This window comes from Bradyrhizobium sp. CCBAU 45384 (genome assembly GCF_028128665.1).
GTDB classification, from domain to species: Bacteria; Pseudomonadota; Alphaproteobacteria; order Rhizobiales; family Xanthobacteraceae; genus Bradyrhizobium; species Bradyrhizobium manausense.
In genome coordinates, this window is the sequence record NZ_LBIZ01000098.1 from 80,420 (window position 1) to 103,446 (window position 23,027).

General features: G+C 64.5%; 23 protein-coding genes. 11 read left to right on the forward strand and 12 right to left on the reverse strand.

Annotated features, from left to right (window positions below):
- Positions 1-97: 97 nt before the first annotated feature.
- The 3 genes from XH80_RS10760 (at position 98) to XH80_RS10770 (ending at position 2,202) form a co-directional block, all read left to right on the forward strand.
- The gene (locus tag XH80_RS10760) at positions 98-265 is read left to right on the forward strand and encodes a hypothetical protein (protein WP_220001700.1); all 168 of its coding nucleotides are present in this window, start codon (positions 98-100) and stop codon (positions 263-265) included.
- A gap of 228 nt (positions 266-493) precedes the next feature.
- Positions 494-1,225 carry a 4'-phosphopantetheinyl transferase family protein gene (locus tag XH80_RS10765; RefSeq protein ID WP_271598575.1) on the forward strand — a complete coding sequence of 244 codons (732 nt, stop codon included), beginning with the start codon at positions 494-496 and terminating at the stop codon, positions 1,223-1,225.
- Entirely contained in the window at positions 1,222-2,202 is a 981-nt protein-coding gene (locus tag XH80_RS10770) for an LLM class flavin-dependent oxidoreductase (RefSeq protein ID WP_271598576.1), read from the forward strand. The genes XH80_RS10765 and XH80_RS10770 overlap by 4 nt, the downstream gene beginning before the upstream one ends.
- 131 nt (positions 2,203-2,333) lie before the next feature.
- On the opposite strand, the gene XH80_RS10775 is transcribed toward XH80_RS10770, so the two are convergent.
- The 3 genes from XH80_RS10775 to XH80_RS10785 all read right to left on the reverse strand — a co-directional run bounded on the left by XH80_RS10775 (position 2,334) and on the right by XH80_RS10785 (position 6,485).
- Positions 2,334-3,359 carry a histone deacetylase family protein gene (locus tag XH80_RS10775; protein ID WP_271598577.1) on the reverse strand — a complete coding sequence of 342 codons (1,026 nt, stop codon included), beginning with the start codon at positions 3,357-3,359 and terminating at the stop codon, positions 2,334-2,336.
- A gap of 191 nt (positions 3,360-3,550) precedes the next feature.
- Positions 3,551-4,492 carry an SMP-30/gluconolactonase/LRE family protein gene (locus XH80_RS10780; protein WP_271598578.1) on the reverse strand — a complete coding sequence of 314 codons (942 nt, stop codon included), beginning with the start codon at positions 4,490-4,492 and terminating at the stop codon, positions 3,551-3,553.
- Positions 4,449-6,485: a PQQ-dependent sugar dehydrogenase gene (locus XH80_RS10785; protein WP_271598579.1), complete on the reverse strand. Its 2,037-nt coding sequence runs from the start codon at positions 6,483-6,485 to the stop codon at positions 4,449-4,451. The genes XH80_RS10780 and XH80_RS10785 overlap by 44 nt, the downstream gene beginning before the upstream one ends.
- 240 nt (positions 6,486-6,725) lie before the next feature.
- Between XH80_RS10785 and XH80_RS10790 the strand changes: the two genes are divergently transcribed.
- The 4 genes from XH80_RS10790 (at position 6,726) to XH80_RS10805 (ending at position 9,242) form a co-directional block, all read left to right on the forward strand.
- Complete coding sequence (locus tag XH80_RS10790) at positions 6,726-6,959, forward strand: DUF6894 family protein (RefSeq protein ID WP_057747891.1); 234 nt, start codon at positions 6,726-6,728, stop codon at positions 6,957-6,959.
- 9 nt (positions 6,960-6,968) lie between these two features.
- Complete coding sequence (locus tag XH80_RS10795; RefSeq protein WP_271598580.1) at positions 6,969-7,145, forward strand: hypothetical protein; 177 nt, start codon at positions 6,969-6,971, stop codon at positions 7,143-7,145.
- A gap of 201 nt (positions 7,146-7,346) precedes the next feature.
- Entirely contained in the window at positions 7,347-8,936 is a 1,590-nt protein-coding gene (locus XH80_RS10800) for a gamma-glutamyltransferase family protein (RefSeq protein ID WP_271598581.1), read from the forward strand.
- 96 nt (positions 8,937-9,032) lie between these two features.
- Positions 9,033-9,242, forward strand: coding sequence for a hypothetical protein (locus tag XH80_RS10805; protein WP_271598582.1), 210 nt, complete (start codon positions 9,033-9,035; stop codon positions 9,240-9,242).
- 52 nt (positions 9,243-9,294) lie between these two features.
- Here XH80_RS10805 and XH80_RS10810 read toward each other — a convergent pair whose 3' ends face one another.
- From XH80_RS10810 to XH80_RS10825, 4 genes are read right to left on the reverse strand one after another with little or no spacing between them, the layout of a single operon-like run.
- Entirely contained in the window at positions 9,295-10,578 is a 1,284-nt protein-coding gene (locus XH80_RS10810) for an NAD(P)/FAD-dependent oxidoreductase (protein WP_271598583.1), read from the reverse strand.
- A gap of 13 nt (positions 10,579-10,591) precedes the next feature.
- Positions 10,592-11,323, reverse strand: coding sequence for an amino acid ABC transporter ATP-binding protein (locus XH80_RS10815; RefSeq protein ID WP_271598584.1), 732 nt, complete (start codon positions 11,321-11,323; stop codon positions 10,592-10,594).
- Positions 11,320-11,973, reverse strand: coding sequence for an amino acid ABC transporter permease (locus XH80_RS10820; protein WP_057747902.1), 654 nt, complete (start codon positions 11,971-11,973; stop codon positions 11,320-11,322). The genes XH80_RS10815 and XH80_RS10820 overlap by 4 nt, the downstream gene beginning before the upstream one ends.
- A gap of 23 nt (positions 11,974-11,996) precedes the next feature.
- A complete protein-coding gene (locus XH80_RS10825) occupies positions 11,997-12,755 on the reverse strand; it encodes an ABC transporter substrate-binding protein (protein WP_271598585.1) in 759 nt (252 codons plus the stop codon).
- A gap of 180 nt (positions 12,756-12,935) precedes the next feature.
- Between XH80_RS10825 and XH80_RS10830 the strand changes: the two genes are divergently transcribed.
- Complete coding sequence (locus XH80_RS10830; protein ID WP_271598586.1) at positions 12,936-13,571, forward strand: helix-turn-helix domain-containing protein; 636 nt, start codon at positions 12,936-12,938, stop codon at positions 13,569-13,571.
- Between the two features lie 93 nt (positions 13,572-13,664).
- On the opposite strand, the gene XH80_RS10835 is transcribed toward XH80_RS10830, so the two are convergent.
- Together XH80_RS10835 and XH80_RS10840 are read right to left on the reverse strand one after the other, a co-directional pair.
- Positions 13,665-14,930 carry a D-amino acid dehydrogenase gene (locus XH80_RS10835; protein WP_271598587.1) on the reverse strand — a complete coding sequence of 422 codons (1,266 nt, stop codon included), beginning with the start codon at positions 14,928-14,930 and terminating at the stop codon, positions 13,665-13,667.
- 49 nt (positions 14,931-14,979) lie between these two features.
- The gene (locus tag XH80_RS10840; protein ID WP_271598588.1) at positions 14,980-16,308 is read right to left on the reverse strand and encodes an aspartate aminotransferase family protein; all 1,329 of its coding nucleotides are present in this window, start codon (positions 16,306-16,308) and stop codon (positions 14,980-14,982) included.
- A 148-nt stretch (positions 16,309-16,456) separates the two neighbouring features.
- Here XH80_RS10840 and XH80_RS10845 point away from each other — a divergent pair, with 148 nt between their 5' ends.
- The 3 genes from XH80_RS10845 to XH80_RS10855 all read left to right on the forward strand — a co-directional run bounded on the left by XH80_RS10845 (position 16,457) and on the right by XH80_RS10855 (position 19,005).
- Entirely contained in the window at positions 16,457-17,005 is a 549-nt protein-coding gene (locus XH80_RS10845; protein WP_271598589.1) for a cupin domain-containing protein, read from the forward strand.
- 185 nt (positions 17,006-17,190) lie between these two features.
- Positions 17,191-17,343 carry a hypothetical protein gene (locus XH80_RS10850; RefSeq protein WP_167353982.1) on the forward strand — a complete coding sequence of 51 codons (153 nt, stop codon included), beginning with the start codon at positions 17,191-17,193 and terminating at the stop codon, positions 17,341-17,343.
- Between the two features lie 123 nt (positions 17,344-17,466).
- Positions 17,467-19,005 (forward strand): lysozyme inhibitor LprI family protein, encoded by a 1,539-nt coding sequence (locus XH80_RS10855; protein ID WP_271598590.1) that lies wholly within the window; start codon positions 17,467-17,469, stop codon positions 19,003-19,005.
- 34 nt (positions 19,006-19,039) lie between these two features.
- Here the strand turns inward: XH80_RS10855 and XH80_RS10860 are convergent, their stop codons facing one another.
- From XH80_RS10860 to XH80_RS10870, 3 genes are read right to left on the reverse strand one after another with little or no spacing between them, the layout of a single operon-like run.
- Positions 19,040-21,301, reverse strand: a complete 2,262-nt coding sequence (locus XH80_RS10860; protein ID WP_271598591.1) for a xanthine dehydrogenase family protein molybdopterin-binding subunit — start codon at positions 21,299-21,301, stop codon at positions 19,040-19,042.
- Positions 21,294-22,349 carry an FAD binding domain-containing protein gene (locus XH80_RS10865; RefSeq protein WP_271598592.1) on the reverse strand — a complete coding sequence of 352 codons (1,056 nt, stop codon included), beginning with the start codon at positions 22,347-22,349 and terminating at the stop codon, positions 21,294-21,296. Before XH80_RS10865 ends, XH80_RS10860 begins: the two co-directional genes overlap by 8 nt.
- Entirely contained in the window at positions 22,346-22,843 is a 498-nt protein-coding gene (locus XH80_RS10870) for a (2Fe-2S)-binding protein (protein WP_057747928.1), read from the reverse strand. The genes XH80_RS10865 and XH80_RS10870 overlap by 4 nt, the downstream gene beginning before the upstream one ends.
- Positions 22,844-23,027 lie beyond the last annotated feature (184 nt).

A 23,027-nucleotide genomic window follows, 5' to 3' on the forward strand; every position in this document is an offset into this window, starting at 1 on the left:
TGAAGACACAAGTTGCATCTTGATTATTTGGCTCCAGCGCGCAAGATTATTCTCGCCTTTTGATTTGGACGATATTTTTAACCGGGGGAGTGTTATTATGGGTTTCATCAAATTTACCAAAGGCACCTCGCTCAGCGACAAGGACCGCAAGGCCCTGCTAAAGCTGCTGACGGGCGAGAAGAAAAAACTTCAGTCCGCCCTGAAGGACGTCGATGCCAGCCTTGCGACGCTGGGTGGCGCGAAGAAGGCCAAGAAGAAGAAGTAAGATTCGGCGGCCGGGACGCCGCGCGGATCTTCGGGTATCATTTTCGATTTGAGCCGCTCGCCTGTCGGGTTGGGGTCTCGCACAAGCCTGCTCCTGCAAACCGGCCAGCGATTGACAAGAATTTGCCTGGGTGGACCGCTAGAGATGGTCCGCCGAGTTGCTTCATGTTCGGTTGATCCTTCAGTCAGGGCCGGATTTGGCCTCCGCCTGACGCTATGGGCCCAATTGATGGCAGACGACGGAATTGAACTGTTTATCGGATTGATCGAGAGCATCGATACGCCCGGCGCAGTGGATGTGTGCCGAGGGTTGCTCTCGGTCGACGAGCAGATACGCGCCGACCGCTTCAAGTTTGAACGGCATCGGCGGCAATATGTCTTCGCGCATGCGATGCTGCGCCTCGCGTTGTCGCATGCGGCCCCTGAGGTCGAACCGACCGACTGGTCGTTTTCGACCGGCCGCTACGGGCGACCCTTTGTCGCGGCGCCCACGACCGCGACGCCGCTGCATTTCAGCCTGTCCCATGCCGATGGCTGCGTCGCCTGCGTCGTCTCGAAGCATGAGACCGTCGGCGTCGATGTCGAGACCGTGTCGCGGCGCGTCGCACCGCTGTCGACCGCGCTTCGCTTCTTTGCGCCGGAAGAGGTGGAGACGCTGCGCACGCTGCCGGAGCCCGCCGCGATCGAGCGCTTCTTCGACTATTGGACGCTGAAGGAAGCCTATCTGAAGGCCAGAGGTTTTGGGCTCAATCTGCCGCTGGATGCGTTCGCGATGCAGGTGTCGCGGGAGGCGATCAAGATCAGCTTCAAGCCCGATATTGCCGACGACCCTGCGGGCTGGTGCTTCTCGCTGTGCTCGCCATCGCCCTCGCATCGCCTTGCGATCGCCGACGGCTCGCGCGCGGCCGGCGGCCTGCGCATAACCCGCAACGCCTGGCCGCTCCAGGACGCGGCGGAATGATGCCGGCGCGGCTGCGCGTCTTTCCGGCGATCTCGCGCAACCGCGATCCCGAAAAATACGTCGGCGAGCTGATGCGGGTGGCTGATTTCGCCGACCGCAACGGCTTCGAAGGTATTCTGCTGTTCGAGGGCAACGACGTGTTCGTCGAGCCCTGGGCGATGGCCCAGCACATCCTCGCCGCGACGACGCGATCCTCGCCGCTCATCGCGGTCAATCCGGTTTACATGCATCCGTTCACGGCGGCGAAGTTCGTCTCGTCCTTTGCGCAGCTCTACGGCCGCAAGGTCTATCTCAACATGATCACGGGGACCGCGATCAGCGATCTGCAGGGGCTGGGCGACGAGCAGTCCCACGCCGACCGCTATGTCCGGCTCGGCGAGTTCGTCACCTTGATGCGCAGGCTGCTCTCGAGCCCCCGCCCGGTGAATGTCGACGGCCGATTCTATTGCGCCAGCAATCTGCAACTGCGGCCGCGCCTGCCCGCCGAGCTGATGCCGGAATTTCTGATCGCGGGGCAATCCGACGCAGCCAGGCGCGTCGCCGAGGAGACTGGCTGCATCAAGATGCAGATGTTGCCGCCCGACCTCGATCGCAGCCTCGGCGCATCAGGCATGAACTTTGGCATCTTCGCGCGCGAGAGTCGCGACGAGGCGCGGCAGGCGGCCAAGGCCCGTTTCCGCGACAATCCTGACGATCGCGAGCTGCTCGCGCTCACGGTCGAAAATTCAGATTCGGTCTGGAAGCGGGGATTGTACGAGGGGCAAAGCGGGGAGCTCGCCGACAATGGCTATTGGCTGCTGCCCTTCCTCACCTTCCAGGCCGACTGTCCCTATCTCGTCGGCAGCTATGCCGAGATCGGCGCCCAGCTGAAGGAGTTTGCGGCGAAGGGGCTGACCACTGTCATGCTCGACATGGTCGCTGACGAGGCCGAGATGCAGCATGTTTGCAAGGCGCTGAAGGCGAGCGGGATGTTTTGACTACTGATCAACACTGCATCCGCATCGTCATTGCGAGCGAAGCGAAGCAATCCGGGACCTTTCCCTAGAGGCAGTCTGGATTGCTTCGCTTCGCTCGCAATGACGGAGAACGACGATCCATCCAGCGAAAATCACCGCACCTCTTCGAATCCCGCAAGCACCGAGGTCAGGTTGGCGCCAAGGATATCCGAGAGATAGCCGCCCTCCTGCACGAACACGGTCGGCAGGCCCAGCTTCGCGATGGCCTGGCCGATGCGGCGGAAGCCGGGCGTGGTCACGGCAAGCCCCTTCAGCGGATCGTGCTCGGAGGCATCGAGGCCGAGCGCGATCACGAGCGCGCCCGGCGCAAAGGATTCGATCGCCTTGCGCGCGCTCTCCATCGCCTTGAGGTAGCCATCGTCGCCTGTGCCGATCGGCAGGGGAATGTTGAGATTGGCGCCGAGGCCGGCGCCCTCGCCGCGCTCATGCGCATAGCCCCACACATAGGGATAGTAGGCGACCGGATCGGCGTGGATCGAGACCGTGTAGACATCCGGCCGCGCGTAGAAGATGCCCTGCGTGCCGTTACCATGGTGGACGTCGACGTCGAGGATCACGACGCGCTCGTGCTTCAGCCGCAGATGCGCGGCCGCGATCGCGCTGTTGTTGAGGAAGCAGAAGCCGCCGGCCATATCGCGATAGGCGTGATGGCCGGGCGGACGGCAGAGCGCGTAAACGGCGTCTTCGCCGTCCATCACCATCTGCGCCGCGGTGACAGCGACATCCGTCGCCGCGCAGGCCGCGGCCCATGTGCCCGGCCCAATTGGAGCTGCGGTGTCGGCGGTGTGCCAGCCGAGCTTGCCGACGATGTGGGTCGGATAGGTGGCGGCGTGGCGCACGGGATGGACGTTGCCGATCATCTCCGGACCGGAATCGCCGAGCGCCGTCCAGGCGTCCCAGGCTTCGCTCAGGAACGACAGATATTCCGGGCTGTGGATGCGCGCCCGCGGGCCCTGGCCGAATTCGGTCGGCTCGACCAGCTGATGCTTGCCGTCCTTCAAGCCCTTGAGCAGGCGATCGGCGCGCTCGGGCTGCTCGGTGGTGCGCTTGACGACGCCGCGAACCAGGAAGAATTGCGGATCGTGGCTGCGGTGCAGTTCGGTATGGACGGCTTTCACTCAACACTCCGTGCTCTTCAGCGGCTTTTTGAATCGACGCGCTTTCCTGACGCGAACCGGTATCCACTTCGCTCGAAAACGCTTTGATAGTGCCACAGGGTTTTTTGATCGCTGCGGCGGCCAGATGCAAGCGAGAAGAATGCCGGCCTGTGCCGCACCGCTCTGCGCCAGCAGCAGATCGCCCGCGAAGGTCAGCAGCGCCCGCGCTGAAGACAATATTCCCTGCCCTGCTGATCGGTGCGGAAGGATTCGATGAAGCCGCCCTGGCGCTGGGTGACGAAGACCGTCTTGCCGTCGCTGCCGCCGAAGGCGAGATTGGTCGGCTCCTTCGCTTTCAGCGTGATCTCGCGCTCGACCACACCACTCGGCTTCATCAGCGCGATCGTGCCCTTGAGAATGCGCGCGACGTAAAGGCGGCCGGCGACGTCGGTGCGCAGACCGTCGATGGTGTCGGGCTGGAATGTCTTGACCAGCTTCGCGTCGGCGAGCTCGCTGCCCCGGATACTGTAGGACCAGACCTGGCCGTTGCTGGACTCACCGACATAGAGCGTCTTGCCGTCGGGGCTGAGATCGATGCCGTTGGTGGTGCCCATCGAACGCGGCGCCGACATGATCTGTCCCTGCACCACGCCATCGGCGGCTTTGGCAATGCGCCAGATGTGACCTTCGCGGCCCTTCCAGTTCGGATCGCTCGCATAGATCGTGCCGTCGTGTGCGATGGTGATGTCGTTGGGCTGGTTCATCTCGTCGGAGTGAAACCAGACGGCCGGCTCGGTGCCGCCCTTCGGGATCGCAAAGATGTTGTGCTTCTTGTAGTCGGCGATGAACATCGTGCCATTGCGATCGAAGCGGATCGCGTTGCCGACGCTTCCCTCGGGAAGCTCCGTGAAAGCTTCGGACGCCGCAGCGCCCGCGGGCAATCGGCCAATGGTGCCGGGCTTGCCGAAATTGACGACGAAGAGATCGCCATCGAGATCGGCGGCGGGACCCTCGATACCGTGCGTATATTCACCTGAAGGCGTGACCTGCACGCTTTCGAACAGCTTGGTCTCGGCCGCGAAGAGCGGCGTTGCAACGACAAGCAGAATGCTACTGCACAGGCACCAGAAAGTCCTGCCGGATGTAATAGCCATCGTCGTCGCTGCACTCACCATTCAGATAGGGATCGGCCGGCCGGAAGAATCGGCTGAAGCCGGGTTTGTCTACAGCGTTCCTTTGTGTCACGACGACGACCTTGGCAGCCGGTATTTCGCCGCATTCCTTGTTCGCCTTGCTGAAGAACTTGCGCTGCGGCAGGCCGAGCTTGATGCGCATCGGCGTTCCCGGAACCATCTTGGCAACGAGCAGATCCGCTGTCGTCAGCAGGGCCGCGTAACCCGGCTCGGTCTTCGGCAGACTCTCGCCGCCGGGCGGCATCAGCTTCTCCGCGCCGATGCCGCGCAGGCGCGTGCGCAATCTGCCGGAGGCGGGATCGCCCGGATAGATCCAGCCGTCCTGCGACAGCATGAACCTCAGCACGGTCGCATCCTTGTCCCCGTCCGACTGCCCTGCCTTGAGGCCGAAATCGGAGTGGCAGCCGACGCAGTGCTTTTCAACGAGGTTCTTGCGCAGCGTGGTGAGCCGTAGCTTGTTCTGCGGATCCTTGGCGACGAAGGTAGCGAGCTGGTCGATCAACGCCTGGCTTCTGACGTCGCAGGGTAGTGGCGGCGGCGGATCGCCGGCGGCGCGATCGATGCGGATGATGGTCTGGTTCTTGTCCTCGACCAGCCAGATCGCACCGTCCTCCGCGACCGTCATGCCAACTGGCGCGCCTTGCGGCCGCGCACCATTGACGCGGTGCCAGCCGGCGATCAGTTCGTCGAACGGCGCAGCGGCGACATCGCCGGCGTCGGTCTGAAAATTGTGGGTCGGATCGGCCGCGCAGCTGACGTGGTAGCGCACCGGCGGCGGAGCAGGCTTTGGAAAGCCGCGATCGTCGACGTCGTAGATCAGCACGCGGCTGCCGGTCGGGCGGTAGCCGTGCAGCCCGATCAGCAACTTCCCTTCCAACTCGGGGAACCTGGCGCCGTGATAGTACAGCATCGCGAGCGGCGCACCGTGTGGCGGCAGCAGCGAGAAGGGCTGCTTGTAGAGCGCGCTCGCCGTACAGAGCGATTTGTAGACGCCGGATTGCAGCACGAGCTTGAACTCGGGACTCGGCGTCGACAAATCGTAACAATAGGGCCAGCCATAATGCCTGCCCTGCTCGATCGCGTTGATCTCCTCGTTCGGCTTGAAGATATCGGGCAGGTCCCGACCATTCTCTCCTTGCAGGAAGGCGTAGCCGGCATCGGGGAAGTTCGGGTGCAGCGCCAGCGCCAGCGAGTTGCGCAAGCCGCGCGCGTAGATCGTGTGAGCAGGATCGGGATCGCCAGGCTTCAAGGCCGGGAAGACGCCGCCTGACGGTGGCGTGAACAGCCAGAGTGCCGCCATGGCGGAAGCGCCTTCAGCCGGTGCGCAAGGCTTCGTGATCGGCGCCGGCGCAATGCAATCATCGCTGTGGGCACCGACATTGACGAACAGCCGCCCGTTCTTGTCGAAGACGAACTGCTTGAGCGGATGCGCGGCCTCCTCGAGCTTCGTCCCGTCAGGCAGCGTGATGCGGCGGCCCGGCATGTGGCGGATGATGGTCTCGACCGTGCTGCGCGGATTATCGGCGAGCGGATCGAAGCGGAAGATCGTCTCGGCGGTCGAGGCGTAGAGCTTCTTGTCCGGCCCGATCACGAGGCCGAACGGATATTCGACCTCGGTCAGCAGCTCCTTGAAGCGATGGCCGCTGGCGGCGTGAGGATCGAGCAGCAGCAGCCGGCCGTCGGTGTGGCCCCAGCCGCCCATGTCGGCCACCACGAACAGCTCACGGCCGGGCACCTGGATGATCGACCGCGGAAATTTCAGATGGTCTTCCTCGCTGCCGACGAGGCCAGCGCAGAAGCCAGCCTTCATGTCGATCTGGACTCTTGGGAAGGCGAGATCGCCGCTGCCGCAGGTCTCTGGTCCGACCGCATAGCCGCTTTTCCGCAGCTGATCGGACGCCGCTGGCAAGGCAAGGCCGAGCAAGACCGCGGTGACGGCGGCAGCTGCGCACAAGCCTCGGCGTCCATTCTGCAAAGTGAGATGATTCACAGCGGCCTCCCCCGATTTTCGGCTGAGGGTTGTTCCATGTCGTGCAGGGGCCGTCCAGCCATCACCCGCCTGTGATTAAACCTGTAACGATCTTCGTGGCGACCAACCTCCGTAAATTCCCTTACCGGGTTCAACCCGAATATTTTGGGAATGCTTGGGGTGGTATCGCTTTGCCGTCCCAATCGCTCTCTACAGGAGGCGCTTATGGTCCAGGTCTACTTTCACTGCTCCAACACCGAGGGCACGCTGATCGACCGCTACGGCGCTGCCGTCGCCAATCTGACCGAAGCGCGCGATCGTGCTGCCCAGATCATGCGATCCATGATCGAGACGCCAGGCGCCGAGGACTGGCGCGATTGGGTGATCCATATCAGCGACGACGACGGCGAAGAGATTTTCGATCTCCCCTTCACCGCCATGCTCGGCAAGCCGCATTGAGGTGATGCCATGCTGTTCGCTTCCCTGACCCTGCTCCGCCAGCCCCTCACCTTCGTCGCCACCAAATGGCAGACCCTGATCCGGGTCGCCGGCAATCCCTACCGCCCCGAGCTGCATTACATGCGTGGGCCTGGCCCGAAATGGCGCGCCAAATATCAGGCCAGCCGGGTCAACCGCGGGCTCTGAGCACGGGTTAGCCACTTTCCCCAACTCATGCCTCGACGTTGTCATGGCCGGGCTTGTCCCGGCCATCAGCGTTTTGACGCGGGCGGCCCCGGCGCCATCCCGCGCCGGTTTCACATCTGCCATGTCGCGCCTCGCAGCTGATGTTTTCGTCGATGGTGATGTGCCATTCTCGGCGAGCTTCGCCAATCGGAAGACGACATCATGCCTCATCAGTTCAGCCTCAACCAAACCTTCCGCAAACCCGCCGTGAGATCCAAGGTCGGCATTGTGGCTTCGCAGTCGCGGCGGGCGGCTGAGGTGGGAGCGCAGGTGCTGGCGGCGGGCGGCGACTGCGTCGACGCGATCGTGGCGACGACCTTCGCATTGAACGTACTGGAGCCCTGGAATAGCGGCATCGGCGGCGGCGGCGCGATGGTGCTCTACCGCGCCAAGGAAAATCGCTATGAAGTGATCGACTACGGCATGTGCGCGCCGCAAAGCCTGCGCGCCTCGGATTATCCCATCGTTGGGGACCGCCTCGCGACCGACCTGTTTCCGTGGCCGCGGGTGAAGGACGATCGCAACGTTCACGGTCCCGCCGCGATCGCCGTGCCGGGTGTCGTCGCCGGCATGGAGGAGGCGCACCGACGCTACGCCAGGATGCCGTGGAAGGACCTGGTTGTTCCGGCAGCCGCACTGGCCGGTGAAGGCCTGCTGGTCGACTGGTGGACGACACTGACGATCGCGAGTGCGGCGGCAGATCTGCGGCGCTATCCGGCAAGCGCGGCCGCCTTTCTGAAAGATGGCCTGCCTCCGAGCCCGCCATGGAGCATCGAGGCTGAGACCCGGCTGCCACAGGACAATTTGAAAGCGACGCTGTTGCACCTCGCCGAGGCCGGGCCACGAGACTTCTATCAGGGCGACCTCGCCAAGAGCATCGCGTCCGACATCAAGGCCGATGGCGGCTCGCTGTCAACAGAGGATCTCGCTGCATTCCGCGCCCAGCTGCGCGAGCCGCTGGCGATCCCCTATCGCGGCGGCAAGGTGCTGGCGACGCCGGAACTCACGGCCGGCCCGACCATGGCGCATGCGCTGCGCCTGTTGCAGGAGAATCTGAAGCCGGCGGGCACGCCCGACGCCGCTGCCTACAGCGAGTATGCAGTGGCTCTGCAGGCGGCCTATCGCGAGCGCCTCAAGGACATGGGCGATGTCGACGGCAGGCGCGCGCTCGGCGCGGAGTATCTCGCGCCGGCCTGCACCACGCATTTCTCCGTGGTCGACCGCGACGGCAACATCGCCGCGGTGACGCAGACACTGCTGTCCTCGTTCGGCTCGAAATATGTGACGCCGCAGAGCGGCATTCCCATGAACAACGGCATCATGTGGTTCGATCCGACGCCCGGCACCACCAATTCGCTCGCTCCCGGCAAGCGCTGCCTCACCAATTACACGCCTGTCATCGCCGAGACCGCGGATGGCAAACACCTCGCGGTCGGTGCCTCCGGCGGCCGCCGCATCCTGCCTTCCGTCCTGCAGCTCGTGTCCTTTGTGGTGGATTTTGGCATGGACCTCGATGCCGCCATCCACCAGCCCCGCATCGATTGCAGTGAAGGCGCGATCGTGCTCGGCGACATCAGGCTGCCGGCCGATGTGCGCAAAGCGCTCGCCGCGCGCTTCGATTACAGGGAGGCGCCGGTGCAGACCCTGCCGATGAAGTTCGCCTTCCCGAGCGTGGTGATGCGCGATGGCGACCTCAATTCCGGCGCGGTCGAGATCTTCCAGCCCTGGGCCGATGCGGTCGCCGAATCCTGAGCGTCACGACTCCTCCACATTTGCCAGGAACTTAGCTTGGCGGTGTCCGTTCCTTGAATGGACAAATGCGTTCGTTCAAGAGGAGGGACTATCGTTGTGAAGAAGCTCGCAATTGCCCTGTCGCTGATTCTGGCGGCAGGCTTGACCCAAGCTGCCTATGCCAAAGGTGGCCACGGTCATGGACACGGCTCGTTCGCCATGGCCCATGGACACTACGGCACACCGCCGGGATGGTCACACGGGCGCAAGGTCGGCTGGCGCGGGCACGGTTGCCCGCCCGGCCTCTGGAAACAGGGCCGCTGCTGACACGATCTGCAATTCTTGCGAGGCGCCGCCCGTAACGAGGCGGCGCCTTTTTTCAAATGCCCAGCCGGTCTCGCACCCGACCGGCAATCACAGCCGTGGTCACGCCGACCGGCCAGAACGCGTGCATCGGGATCGGCTTGATGCCTGATATTGGCATGTCGATCTCGGCCTTGGCGCCGCCGATCAAGCGGCGCGCAAGCTGCGCGCCCATGGCGGTCGAGAGCGCGACGCCGCGACCGTTGCAACCCAGCGAGATCAAGATGCCTTCCGCCGGCTCATGCACATGCGGATAATGATCCCCGGTGATGGCGAGCCGGCTGTTCCAGCCATGGCTCCAGGCCACCCCCTTGAGCTGCGGCCATAGCCGCTCGGCGTAGCGCATGAGATAGGCGACATCAGTTGGCGACTTGATCCAGCGCATCGGGCCGCGACCACCCATCAGCAGGCGGTTCTGCTGGTCGATGCGGTAATAGACGGTGATGTGGCCGCTCTCGTAGAGCACGGGCCGTGTCGGCATGATCGCGCGGGCGACCTCGTCGGGCAGCGGCGCAGTAGCCGCGATCGAGGAAAACACCGGCACGATGGTGCGGCGGAGCGCGGGCCAGAGATCGTCGGTGAAGCCGTTGGTTGCGAGCAGCACCTTCTCCGCATGCACGACTGCGCGCGGAGTCTCGATGCGCCAGCGCGCGCCGTCGCGACGGAGCGATAGCGCCGGCGTCTCGCCGTGAACCTTCGCGCCCGCTGAAATTGCAGCGCGCGCAAGACCACGGGCGTAGCTGAGCGGATGCAGGTCGCCGCCTCGCGTATCGAGCATCGCGCCGATGTAGCGATCCGTACCGGTCATCTCGCGCAACTGCTCGCGGTTCAGATATGACACCGGCATACCGCGGCGGATGCATTGCTGCGCGGTCTGTTCGATCGCAGCGGCGCTGGCCTCGTTGTAGGCCGCGCGCAGCGTGCCGTTCTGCCGCGCCTCGCAAGGGATTTGGTAGCGGCGGATCAGATCGTGGGTGAAGTTCGGCGAGCCGTAGGAGAACGCGATCATGCGGCGGCCGAGCCCGGTGCCGAAATCGGCCTCGATCTGATCGGGGTCGTGCTTCAGGCCGGGATTGGTGTGGCCGCCATTGTTGCCGGACGCGCCCCAGCCCGGCTCCTGTGCCTCCAGCACCAGCGCCTCGACGCCCTGCTCGGCCAGATGCAGCGCCGTCGACAGACCGGTGTAGCCGCCGCCGACGATCGCAACGGAAACGCTCCTGTCGGTATCGAGCGCCGGCGCCGCAACCGGCGCGACGGCCGTGTCGGCATAGAGCGATGGCGGCAGAGGCAGGCGTGTCATTGTAAAAGTCCGGTCAGAGCGGATGCAGCACGCGGCGCAAAAAGTCCTGCGTGCGCGGATGCTGGGGCTGGTTCAGCAGCGTTTTAGCCGGCCCCTGCTCGACGATGATGCCGCCGTCGATGAACAGCACACGATCGGCAACGTCGCGGGCAAAGCCCATTTCGTGGGTGACCACGACCATGGTCATGCCGTCATCAGCGAGCTTGCGCATGACACCGAGCACATCGCCGACCAATTCAGGATCGAGCGCCGAGGTCGGCTCGTCGAACAGGATCGCCTTCGGCTGCATGGCGAGCGCGCGCGCAATCGCGACACGCTGCTGCTGGCCGCCGGAGAGCTGCGGCGGGTGCGCGTCGGCCTTTTCGGCGAGGCCGACCTGAGCAAGCAGTGCGCGACCCCGCTCCAGCACCTGGGCGCGCGGCTCCTTCTTCACGAACAGCGGCCCCTCGACCACGTTCTCCAGCACCGTCCGATGCGGGAACAGGTTGAAGCGCTGGAACACCATCGAGACCTGGGTGCGGATGTTGACGATCGACGGCGCGTCGCGGTCGACTTTCAGGCCTTCGACGTTGATCTCGCCGCGATCGTAGCTTTCCAGCCCGTTGATACAGCGCAGGATGGTGGACTTGCCCGAACCTGACGGGCCGACGATGCAAACCACCTCGCCCTTCTCGACCTTCGCCGTGATGCCCTTGAGCACCTCGACCTTGCCAAAACTCTTGTGGACGTCGTTCAGCTCGATCATTTCTTGCCCGCCCGCTTCTCGAAGTGACGGACCAGCAGGATCAGCGGGATGCTCATGGTGAGATACATCAATGCGACCAGCGTGAACACGCTGGTGTTCTTGAAGGTCGAGGACGCGATCAGCTTGCCTTGCAGGGCAAGCTCGGCGACCGTGATGGTCGAGGCCTGCGAGGAATCCTTGAGCATCATGATCATGACGTTGCCGTAGGGCGGCAGCACGATGCGCACGGCCTGCGGCAGCACCACGCGGCGCATGGTCAGCCACCAGCCCATGCCGATCGACTGCGCGGCCTCGATCTGGCCCTTATCGATCGCCTCGATTCCGGCGCGGAAGTTTTCGGCCTGGTAGGCCGAGTACGCAATGCCGAGGCCGAGGATGGCGGCCTGCAAGGCCGACAGCGTGACGCCGAGATCGGGCATCACGAAGTAGAGGTAGAACAGCAACACGATGATCGGGATGCCGCGGATCACGTTGATCAGGCTGGCGCTGAGCATCGACAGCGCTCTTATGCCGGAGACCCGCATCATCGCCCAGATCAGGCCGAGCACCGTCGAGAGCAGCAGCGACCCGATCGTGACGATAACCGTCAGCGCGACGCCGTTCATCAGGATCGGGAAGAACTCGGCGGCGTCGTGCCAGAAGCCTTTCATCGTGCAGCCCTATGAGCGCTCTATCAGCCCTGCGCCTTCTGGCCCCATTTTTCGAGGATCTTGTCGATGGTGCCGTTGGCCTTGAGCTTCGCCAGCGACGCGTTGATCTTGCCGAGCAACTCGGTGTCGCCCTTGCGGACGCCGATGCCGACCGAGCCGACCGTGACGGGCTTGTAGCCGTCGACGAGACGCACCTCGGGGAACCCACCCTGCTTCAGGTTGTAGGCCAGGATCGGATAGTCGGCGTAGCCGGCCTTGAGGCGGCCGGTGTTCACATCGCGCAGGATGTCGGGGATGGTGTCGTAGGCCTTCACCTCGGCGAACAGGCCGGACTTCTTCAACGCATCGACGAAGGCGGTGCCGACCTGGGCGCCGACAGTCTCGCCCTTCAGATCATCCTGCGTGGCATAGGATTTGGTGTCGCTCTTCGGCACGACCAGGCCTTCGCCATAGGTGTAGATCGGGTCGGAGAAATCGACGACCTCCTTGCGCGGCGCCGTGATGAACATCGCGGCCGCGATGATGTCGATCTTGCTCGAGGTCAGCGACGGGATCAGCGCCGAGAACTGCATCGGCTCGATCTGCACGTTGAAGCCGGCGTCCTTGCCCACTTCGGTGACGAGATCGACCATGATGCCCTGAATGGAATTGGTCTTGGTGTCGAGGAAGGTGAAGGGAATGCCCGTCGGCGTCGAACCGACCTTCAGCACCTGCTGCGCCGAGACCGGCGTCATCGCTGCCATCGCGAGCGCCGCGACCGCGGCCAGACCAAAACGCTTCATCGCATCCCCCTTGGGTCCCGACCGATGGCGGCGCTCGCGAATGTCGTGGATCAGACGTTGCGGGCCAAGCCGTTTCGGCCTATTTTCACCAATATGAAAATTTGGTCACACTTTCGCAGACGATGCAAGCGGTTTTCATGCACATGAAAAAAGCGGTTTGACGTGAGCGGTGGCAAAAGAATGCGCAAACCGGCCGCGGCAAAGCCGGCGAAGAGGGGCAGGAAGGCTACCGCGAAGCCGACGGAGCCCGCAATGGACGTCGCGGTCGGCCGTCGCATCCGCGATCTCCGCCGCGCCAGGCAATTTTCGCTCGAAATGGTCGCGGCGCGCACCGAGCTGTCGATCGGCTTCCTGAGCCAGATCGAGCGCGGCCTGTCGTCGCCCTCGCTGCGCGTGCTGGCGACGCTCGCCGACGTGCTCGGCGTCGGCATCGCCGCCTTGTTCGGCGCCAGCCCCAGCGCGGACGGCACATCCGATCAGGTCGTCACGCGCGGGCTGCAGCGGCCCGAGCTGAAGCTCTGGCGCACCGGCGTATCCAAGCAATTGCTGAGCCCTGCGACTGCCGACAACAAGCTCAATCTATTCCTGGTGCATCTTGAGCCCGGCGGCTCGACAGGCGACGAGCTCTACACCCATGACGGCGAGGAAGCGGGCCTCGTGCTGGAGGGCGAGATGATGCTCACGGTGGACAGCCAGACGTGGTCGCTGAAGACGGGCGACAGCTTTCGCTTTGCGAGCCGCAGGCCGCACCGGTTTTCCAATCCGGCACAGGATGCGAAGAGCATGGTGCTGTGGGTGAATTGCGTGACGGGGTAATTTGCCGTCATTCCGGGGCGCCTCGAAGAGGCGAACCCGGAATCTTGAGATTCCGGGCTCGATGCTTCGCATCGCCCCGGAATGACGGAGCAATCACCCGAACCTATGCTGATACCGATCCACCGTCAGCGCGCTCACATCCACGTCCGGCTTCTTGCCCGACAGCATGTCCGCGAGCGCGCGGCCGGAGCCGCAGGACATGGTCCAGCCAAGCGTGCCATGGCCGGTGTTGAGGTGGAGGTTGGCATACTTGGTCGGGCCGATGACCGGCGGGCCGTCCGGCGTCATCGGGCGCAGGCCGCTCCAGAACGTCGCCCTGGAGAGATCGCCGCCACGCGGGAACAGATCGGACAGGGAGTGATCGAGCGTGGCGCGACGGGCGCCGTAGAGCTTGGTCGAGAAACCCGAGATCTCTGCGGTGCCGCCGACGCGGATGCGATTGCCGAGGCGGGTGATCGCGACCTTGTAGCTCTCGTCCATCACGGTCGATTCCGGCGCGCCGGAAGCGTCCTTGATCGGCACCGTGATCGAGTAGCCCTTCACCGGATAGACCGGCAGCGAAATCCCGAGCGGCGCTGCCATGCGCGACGAATAGCTGCCGAGCGCGAGCACGTAAGCGTCGGCTTGCAGCATACCGGCGCTGGTCGCGACACCGCTGACGCGCGCGCCATCGGTGACGATGCGGTCGATGCCGGTGTTGAACAGGAAGCGCACGCCGAGCGCCTCGGCCTGCTTGGCCAGGGCCTGCGTGAACATGTGGCAGTCGCCGGTCTCGTCCTGCGGCAGACGAAGGCCGCCGACGAATTTCTCCTTCACACCCGCAAGCGCCGGCTCGACCGCGATGCAGCCTTCGCGGCTCAGCGTCTCGTAAGGCACGCCGTATTGCTTGAGCACGGCGACGTCCTCGCCGGTGCCATCGAGCTGGGCCTGGTAACGGAACAGCTGCAGCGTTCCCTTTGAACGCTCGTCATATTGAATGCCGATGTCGCGCCGCAGGTCGCGCAGGCAATCGCGGCTGTATTCCGCGATCGGGATCATCCGGCTCTTGTTGACCGCGTAGCGCGCGCTGGTGCAGTTGCGCAGCATCTTGAGCAGCCAGACCCACATGACCGGATCGAGCTTCGGCCGGATCACCAGCGGGCCGTGCTTCATCAGAAGCCACTTGACCGCCTTCACCGGCACGCCGGGACCGGCCCATGGCGAGGAATAGCCGGGCGACACTTCGCCGGCATTGGCAAACGAGGTCTCAAGCGCGGGCTCAGGCTGACGGTCGACGACCGTCACCTCGTGGCCGGCACGGGCGAGGTAGTAGGCAGAGGTGACACCGATGACACCGCTGCCGAGGATCAGAACTTTCACGCTTGGTCAAACTCCCGCGGCATCACGCTCGCCGCTGTAAGAGCAATTATCAGGCCACCTTCTTGATGGCATCGCCGAGGATCGAGACGATCTGGTCGATGTGGCTCTTCTCGACGATGAGCGGAGGCGACATCGCGAAGCTGTCGCCGCTCATGCGCAGGTAAAGGCCGGTGTTGAAGCAGTCGACCATGACGTCGTAGCCGCGTGCGCCGACGACGCCGTCACGCGGTGCCAGCTCGACCGCGCCCATCAGGCCGCAATTTCTGATATCGACGACGTTCGGCAGACCATTGAGCTGATGCAGCGCATCGCGCCAGTATTCGGCCATCGACGCTCCGCGCGTCAGCAGGCCTTCGTCCTTGTAGATGTCGAGCGTGGCGATACCGGCCGCGCAGGCGGTCGGGTGCGCCGAATAAGTGTAACCGTGGAACAGCTCCATCTGGTTCTCGGGGCCGACCATCAGCCCGTCATGCACCTTGCGGCTGGCGAACACCGCGCCGCAGGGAATGGTGCCGTTGGTGATGCCCTTGGCCGTCGTCATCAGGTCCGGCGTGACGCCGAAGAAATTGGCGGCGAACGGCGTGCCCAGGCGGCCGAAGCCGGTGATGACCTCGTCGAAGATCAGGAGGATGCCATGCTTGTCGCAGATCTGACGCAGGCGCTGCAGATAGCCCTTCGGCGGCGGCAGCACCGCAGTCGAGCCCGGCACCGGCTCGACGATGACGGCGGCGATGGTCTCGGCGCCATGCAGGCCGACGAGGCGCTCGAGATCATCGGCGAGCTCGGCGCCGTGCTCGGGCTGATCCTTGGCGAAGGCGTTGCGGGAGAGATCATGGGTGTGGCGGATATGGTCGACGCCCGGCAGATGCGTGGCGAAGGCACGGCGGTTGGCGACCATGCCGCCGACCGACATGCCACCGAAGCCGACGCCATGATAGCCGCGCTCGCGGCCGATCAAGCGGGTGCGGCTCGACTGGCCGGTGGCACGATGATAGGCGAGCGCGATCTTCAGCGCGGTGTCGACCGATTCAGAGCCGGAGTTGGTGAAGAAGATGCGGTCGAGGCCCTCAGGCGCGATCTCGGCAAGGCGCTCGGCGAAGTCGAACGCCAGCGGATGGCCCATCTGAAACGTCGGCGCGAAGTCCAGCGTCATCAGCTGCCGCTCGACCGCAGCAGCGATCTGCTTGCGGCCGTGGCCGGCATTGACGCACCAAAGGCCGGCGGAGCCGTCGATCACCTTGCGGCCGTCGACGGTGGTGTAGTGCATGCCCTCGGCCGAGGAGAACAGCCGCGGCGCCTTCTTGAACTGACGGTTGGCCGTGAACGGCATCCAGAACGAGTGGGTCTTGATAGTGTTCGGAATCTGATGAAGGGTCACGGGCCACGCTCCTTTGCTGACGGCATAGCAGAGCCACGGCTTCGATAGCGCAACAAGTCCTTTTCTGGTGATCTGCAAGCCATTGATTTCCCTGGGGCAGCCGGTCCATATTTGCGCGATCCGCAACACCTGAAACAGGGCCAGAGGCATGAGCGTCGACATCGGTGGACGGCTGCGATTCATCCGGGCGCGCCACAAGCTGTCGCAGCGCGCGCTGGCAAAGCGCGCGGGCGTCACCAATTCGACCATCTCGCTGATCGAATCCAACCAGATGAACCCGTCGGTCGGGGCGCTCAAGCGCATCCTCGACGGCATCCCGATGGGGCTCGCCGAGTTCTTCGCGCTGGAGCCGGAGTCCAGGCGCAAGATCTTCTACCGCGCCGACGAGCTCACCGAGGTCGGCAAGAAGCCGATCTCGTACCGGCAGGTCGGCGACAATCTGTTCGGCCGCAGCCTGCAAATCCTGAAGGAGTGCTACGAGCCCGGCAGCGACACCGGACGCGTGCACCTCGTCCATGACGGCGAGGAAGGCGGCATCGTGATCTCAGGCAAGCTCGAAGTCACCGTCGAGGACGAGCGGCGCATCCTCAATCCCGGCGATGCCTACTATTTCGAAAGCCGCCGTCCGCATCGCTTCCGCTGCGTCGGCGGCAAGCCGTGCGAGGTGATTTCGGCCTGCACGCCGCCGACGTTCTGAAGGGCGATCGCGACATCCGCAATCATACGGAGCACCGGCATCTTACGGTACTTGAGCCAGCTCAATTTCTGCGGGCCGGCCTCCTATATATTACGAGATGTAGCCGAGCAGCCTCGCGCAAAGGTGTTGAGGTTATGGCCCCGGACTCCTAGGCACTCCGGGGCCGCTTCGTAACGGAGCGCACGATGAAGACCACCCTCGCCAATGCAGAAGCAGCGCTCGACGACGTTCAGCGCGATACAAGAAAGCTCCATTCACGCGAGCTGCGCGCGGCCATCGAGAAATACATCGAAGAGCAGCGAGAGCAGATCAAGGCACTCCGCCGGATGATGAACTGATCCGGCCACCGGGGCGGACGCGACGTCATGCGGTCCTGAACCGGACGGACGCAAGCGGCGACCAAGGAGAGATCCGAACCTGCTTCGACCAAGAGCTGCCCAAGAGCTGCCCAAGAGCCGACCATGTCCAGGCCTGTCCGCCTCGCGCTGCTTGCAGCCGCGTTGCTCAGCCCCGCCCCCGCCGACGCGATGGACGATTTCATGCGTGCCAGCAGCAGCGGACCGCTGGCGATGACGTTCTGCACGAAAAACTCCGACGGCAGCAAGATCGAGGGCGGCGCAAGCAAGTTTTGCAAGGCTCACGGCTACGACAAGCTCGTCGCCGCGGTCGACGCATCGTTTGCGGCGGCGGTCGGGAAGGCGCCGGCCAATGTCCGGCCCCTGCTCAAACGCGATCAGGTCTGGTTCAACGAGATGATCGAGGAAGCTGCCACCACCGTGCAGGAGGTGGACGCGGCCGAAATCCGCAGGAATTTCGCCGCGACACTGCGCCAGCGCGTCCCGGCCCTGAACGGGATCGCGGCCGGCCTCGGGCGCGCTGGGCTGAACGGCAAATGGACCAACACGTTTGGCGCTGTCAGCATTACAGTGGGCGAAAACGGGGCCTACCGCGTAACAGCCGAGTTGAGCAGCAATTACGGCAGCGACAAGCATTGGCAATGCAAGCTAGGAGCGACCGTCAAGCCGAGCGGCAACGGTTGGCTGTCCGGCGCGGTCGACCGCGCCAGGCCGGCGCAATCAACCGATGCGGGCGCGCCACAGAACAAGCCGACCGAGCCGCTCTCAATCAAGCTGCGCCGCCAGGGCGACACGCTCCGCCTCGTTCTCGTTGCGACGGACGAGCAATGGGACGGCTTCGACGATTCGGGCTGCGAGAGCCTTGGACAGATCACGGGCACTTATTTTGCCAGCGGCAAATCCGACGCGACTGACAAGGCCGACACCACATTCGTCAAGCCGACTTTCGATTGCACGCATCCGGAGACCGCGACCGACGAGGAGATCTGCGCCGATCCGGAGCTCGCCGAAAACGATCAGCGCTTGAACCGCGCCTGGAAGGCGCTTTTGCCTCGGCTCGACGAGACAACGCGACACGCTTTGACGGAGGACCAACGCCACTGGGTGCGCTCGCAGGCCGATCAATTCCCGGAATTCCTGCACCCCGGCTGGGAGAAGCGGACCTCGGAGATGCACTACACGGTCAATGCGCGCGATCATCTCAGCGGCCTGCAACGCGAGCGGATCGCGCTGCTCGAAGGTTTTGACGACAAGCGCGATGGCCTTGCAGGCACCTGGCTCGCCTACAATGCCATTATCAAGATCACCATCGACAAGGACGGCGGGCTCGAAGCCAATGGCTGGAAATGGGAGCAGGGCGACTGGAAAGCCGGCTGCGACTATGAGATGAGCGGCAGCGTCAAGAATGCTGTGTTCACGTCGAAAGAGCAGGGCAAGAATCCGGACACACTCGAACGCGACCACGCGATGCTGATTGTCAACCGGCTCGACGACGACTTCGCCAGGAAGCGCTACACTGACAACGGCATCGCCGGGAATGCCGACGAAGCCAAGTGCAAGCGAAGGCTCGATATCTCCTCGACCGCACGGCTATTCCCGGCGCAGCCCTCACCCGATATCGACCGCCTCCCCGGAATCCGCTGAAGCGGCGGCGGAAAGAAGCTCCCGCCGCGCGCGCTCAGCGCTGCGTCAGCAGTTCCTCGATCCTGATCGGGAAACGGCGCACCCGCACACCGGTCGCATGCCAGACGGCATTGGCGACGGCGCCGGCGCTGCCGGTGATGCCGATCTCGCCGACACCCTTGATGCCGAGCGCATTCACATGCGGATCGTGCTCCTCGACCGTGATCACATCGAGCGGCGGCACGTCGGCATTCACGGGAATGTGGTACTCGCCGAGATTGGCATTCATGATGCGGCCTGTGCGGCGGTCGGTGATGGCCTCCTCGTGCAGCGCGAAGGACATGCCCCAGATCATGCCGCCGAACAGCTGGCTCTTCACCAGATGCGGATTGACGATACGCCCCGCCGCGAAGGCGCCGACCATGCGGGTGACACGGATCTGGCCCAGCTCGGGATCGACCTTCACCTCGGCGAACACCGCGCCATGGGCGTGCATGGCATATTCCTCCATCGCCGCCGGATTCGGCGCGCCAGTGCCGCGCGCCTCGACCTCGGCGATACCGGCGCGCGCGAGGATGTCGGTGTAGCTCTCGCTGCGGCTCTCGTCGTCACGCCGGATCAGGCGGCCATCGCGCGCAATCACGCCGGTATTGCCGGCACCGTACAGCGGCGAACGCTCGTCATTGGTGGCAAGGTCGGCAAGCTTGGCGATGACGCCCGCGCCGGCGCTGTGGATCGCAGCCCCTGCCGTCGCCGTATGCGCCGAGCCGCCGGCAATGCCGGCATCGGGCAGGTCGGACGTGCCGGCCTTGAACGTGACGCGGTCGATATCGAGGCCGACGGCATCGGCCGCGATCTGGGCCAGCGCCGTCCAGGCGCCCTGCCCCATGTCATGCGCGCCGATCTCCATCGCGCCAGTGCCGTCACGACGGATCGCCGCACGCGCTTCAGCCTGGAACATCAGCGCGGGGAACGTCGCGGTGCCCATTCCCCAGCCGACCAGCAGTCCGGCATCGTCACGCATCTGTCGCGGCTGCAGCGTGCGCTTCGCCCAGCCGAAGCGCACCGCGCCCTGATCGTAGCAGGCACGCAGCGCTTTCGAGGAAAACGGCTTTCCAGTGATCGGCTCGACCTCCGCATAGTTCTTCAGGCGGAAGGCGAGCGGGTCCATGCCGCAGGCCCAGGCCATCTCGTCGATCGCGCTTTCCAACGCAATCGAACCGGTCGCCTCGCCCGGCGCGCGCATGAACAGCGGCGTGCCGGTGTTGACGCGCACGGCGTCATGCGAGGTACGGATCGCCGGGCTCGCATAGAGCGTATGCGAGGCATCGGCAGCCGGCTCGTAGAAATCATCGAACGTGCTCGACACGGTCCGCGCGTGATGATCGAGCGCAGTCAGACGGCCTTCCGCATCGGCGCCGATGCGCAAGCGCTGGCGCGTCGGCGCACGATGGCCGACAGGGCCATACATCTGCTCACGGCGCAGCACCAGCTTGACCGGTCTGCCGACCAGCTTGGCCGCCATGATGCCGAGCACCGGCGGACCAGCCATCAGGCCCTTCGAGCCAAACCCGCCGCCGAGGAACGGACTGCGGATGTGGATCTTGTCGGGCGCAAGGCCGAACAGCTCGGCGACCCGGCCAAGCGACAGCATCAATCCCTGGGTCGGCATGTCGATCTGAAGTCTGTCGCCGTCCCAATGCGCGACGATGGCATGCGGCTCCATCGCATTGTGATATTGCGGTGGCGTCTCATAGACCGCATCGATCTGCTTGGTGGCCGAGGCAAGACCCGCCTCGACATCGCCACGGAGATTTTCGGCTGGGTTGCCGACACCGACGACCGGTGGCACGTAGCTTTTTCCGGCATCGAGGCCAACGAGCGCGGGCAGCGTCTCATAGCGAGGCGCCAGCAGCACCGCACCTTCGGTCGCCGCCTCGAGCGTCTCGGCGATCACGACGGCGATGGGCTGGTTGGCGTAGCGAACCTCGTTGCTCTGCAGCACCTCCATCCGGAACACGAACGGATTGGTCTTGATTTCAGGATCGATCGCAAGCTCAGGCTTGTGATCCGGCGTCATGACGTCGACCACGCCGGGATGACGCTTGGCAGCGGCGACATCGAGCGAAATCACGCGGCCGTGCGCGATGCTGGACACGGCCATCACCGCAAACAGCATGCCGGGCGGATAATTGTCGGCGGCATAGGTCGCCTGTCCCTTGACCTTGAGCACGCCATCGCGGCGGGTCAGCGGCTGGCCGATGCTGGAGCCGTGGCGGAGATGGGCAGGAGCGCTGGTGAGATTGAGCTCAGGCATGAATGGCTCCAGAGGTCGAAGCAAAGGGGGAGGCCGGCAGCGCGGGGATGCGCGCGGGCGTCCCGGCTGCGGCAAGGGTCAGCGCGCGCACGACGATGCGGCGCGCCAGCTCGATCTTGTAGGCGTTGTCGCCGGACGGCTTTGCGTCGGTGAGCGCGCGCCAGGCGGCTTCCTGGAAGGCATCTGCGCTGGGCGCGACGCCTTTGAGGACATCTTCCGCAGCCCGGGCACGCCACGGCTTTGCGGCGACGCCGCCGAGCGCAAGCCGTGCCTCCGCAATTTTGCCGTTCTCGATCCGCAGCGCCGCGGCGGCCGAGACGATGGCGAACGCGTAGGACGTCCGCTCGCGGACCTTGAGATAGCGCGCATGCGCGGCAAACCCGCGCGCTGCTGGCGGCAGACGCACTGCGACGATGAGGTCGCCGGGCTCGAGCGCGGATTCACGTTCGGGCGTATTGCCGGGCAAGCGATGCAATTGGTCGAGCGCGATCTCGCGATGACCGTTCTTGCCTTCGATCTCGACGATGGCGTCGAGCGCGAGCAGCGGCACGCAGAAATCAGAGGGGTGCGTCGCGATACAGCGGTCGCTCCAGCCAAGCACGGCATGGGACCGGTTCTCGCCGTCGCGGGCGTCGCAGCCCGAGCCGGCCGCGCGCTTGTTGCAGCGGCTGGCGGTGTCATAGAAATACGCGCAGCGGGTTCTCTGCAGGAGGTTGCCGCCCACAGTCGCAGCGTTGCGCAATTGCGCCGACGCTCCGGAGAGCAGCGCTTCCGCGACGGCCGGATAGGCCTTCACGAACTCCCCATCATGCGCAAGATCGGCATTGCTGACGAGCGCACCGATCCGCAACGATCCATCCGCGAGGCGCTCGATTCCATCGAGCCCATCGAGATGGGTGACGTCGACCAGCCGATCTGGGCGGGTGACATTGCCCTTCATCAAATCGAGCAGATTGGTGCCGGCGGCAAGATAGACTGCGCCCGGCTGGGCGGCGGCGGCGACGGCTTCAGTGACCGTGGCAGGCCTGACGTAATCAAACTGTTTCATGCGGAGCGCCTCTGGTTGGTTTCGTCGGCACCGGCCTGCGCCTCGAGCACGGCATCGACGATGCCGGCATAGGCACCGCAACGGCAGAGATTGCCGCTCATGCACTCACGAATGCGTTCGGGGTCATTGCCGGCCTGCGCCTCCTGCATCATGCCGATCGCACTCATGATCTGACCGGGCGTGCAGAAGCCGCACTGGAATCCGTCATGGGCGATGAAAGCGGCCTGGACGGGGTGAAGCCGGTCGCCGCGAGCGAGACCTTCGATGGTGAGGATATCGGCGCCGTCATGGCTGATGGCGAGCGCGAGGCAGGAATTGATGCGCTTGCCGTCGACGAGGATGGTGCAAGCGCCGCACTGGCCGCGGTCGCAGCCCTTCTTGGTTCCGGTGAGATGGAGGCGCTCACGCAGGAGATCGAGCAGCGTGACGCGGGGATCGTCGAGGACGAAATCGCGCCGTGCACCGTTCACGGTGAGGCTGATGGAGTGGTTCATACAGGGCTCCGATCAGATATGGACATGAGTCATCGCGCAGCGCGTCACCGCCGTGACCGCTGTCGATATCGCACCAGCGCGGACATGTTCCGAGCCGACACCCCGCGAAGATACGGAGGCACCCTCCGTTTAACAAGGGCCCCCTCAGAAAATATTGGAATTCGTCAAAAAGGCCGTGCACTGA

Bases quoted from the DNA above. Each gene is read 5' to 3' on its own strand.
- XH80_RS10795 (WP_271598580.1), top strand. From the start codon at position 6,969: ATGCTGTTCGCTTCCCTGACCCTGCTCCGCCAGCCCCTCACCTTCGTC.
- XH80_RS10855 (WP_271598590.1), top strand. From the start codon at position 17,467: ATGTCCAGGCCTGTCCGCCTCGCGCTGCTTGCAGCCGCGTTGCTCAGC.
- XH80_RS10790 (WP_057747891.1), top strand. From the start codon at position 6,726: ATGGTCCAGGTCTACTTTCACTGCTCCAACACCGAGGGCACGCTGATC.
- XH80_RS10815 (WP_271598584.1), bottom strand. From the start codon at position 11,323: ATGATCGAGCTGAACGACGTCCACAAGAGTTTTGGCAAGGTCGAGGTG.
- XH80_RS10845 (WP_271598589.1), top strand. From the start codon at position 16,457: ATGAGCGTCGACATCGGTGGACGGCTGCGATTCATCCGGGCGCGCCAC.
- XH80_RS10860 (WP_271598591.1), bottom strand. From the start codon at position 21,301: ATGCCTGAGCTCAATCTCACCAGCGCTCCTGCCCATCTCCGCCACGGC.
- XH80_RS10770 (WP_271598576.1), top strand. From the start codon at position 1,222: ATGATGCCGGCGCGGCTGCGCGTCTTTCCGGCGATCTCGCGCAACCGC.
- XH80_RS10810 (WP_271598583.1), bottom strand. From the start codon at position 10,578: ATGACACGCCTGCCTCTGCCGCCATCGCTCTATGCCGACACGGCCGTC.
- XH80_RS10820 (WP_057747902.1), bottom strand. From the start codon at position 11,973: ATGAAAGGCTTCTGGCACGACGCCGCCGAGTTCTTCCCGATCCTGATG.
- XH80_RS10870 (WP_057747928.1), bottom strand. From the start codon at position 22,843: ATGAACCACTCCATCAGCCTCACCGTGAACGGTGCACGGCGCGATTTC.
- XH80_RS10760 (WP_220001700.1), top strand. From the start codon at position 98: ATGGGTTTCATCAAATTTACCAAAGGCACCTCGCTCAGCGACAAGGAC.
- XH80_RS10765 (WP_271598575.1), top strand. From the start codon at position 494: ATGGCAGACGACGGAATTGAACTGTTTATCGGATTGATCGAGAGCATC.
- XH80_RS10800 (WP_271598581.1), top strand. From the start codon at position 7,347: ATGCCTCATCAGTTCAGCCTCAACCAAACCTTCCGCAAACCCGCCGTG.
- XH80_RS10865 (WP_271598592.1), bottom strand. From the start codon at position 22,349: ATGAAACAGTTTGATTACGTCAGGCCTGCCACGGTCACTGAAGCCGTC.
- XH80_RS10825 (WP_271598585.1), bottom strand. From the start codon at position 12,755: ATGAAGCGTTTTGGTCTGGCCGCGGTCGCGGCGCTCGCGATGGCAGCG.
- XH80_RS10850 (WP_167353982.1), top strand. From the start codon at position 17,191: ATGAAGACCACCCTCGCCAATGCAGAAGCAGCGCTCGACGACGTTCAG.
- XH80_RS10780 (WP_271598578.1), bottom strand. From the start codon at position 4,492: ATGGCTATTACATCCGGCAGGACTTTCTGGTGCCTGTGCAGTAGCATT.
- XH80_RS10830 (WP_271598586.1), top strand. From the start codon at position 12,936: ATGCGCAAACCGGCCGCGGCAAAGCCGGCGAAGAGGGGCAGGAAGGCT.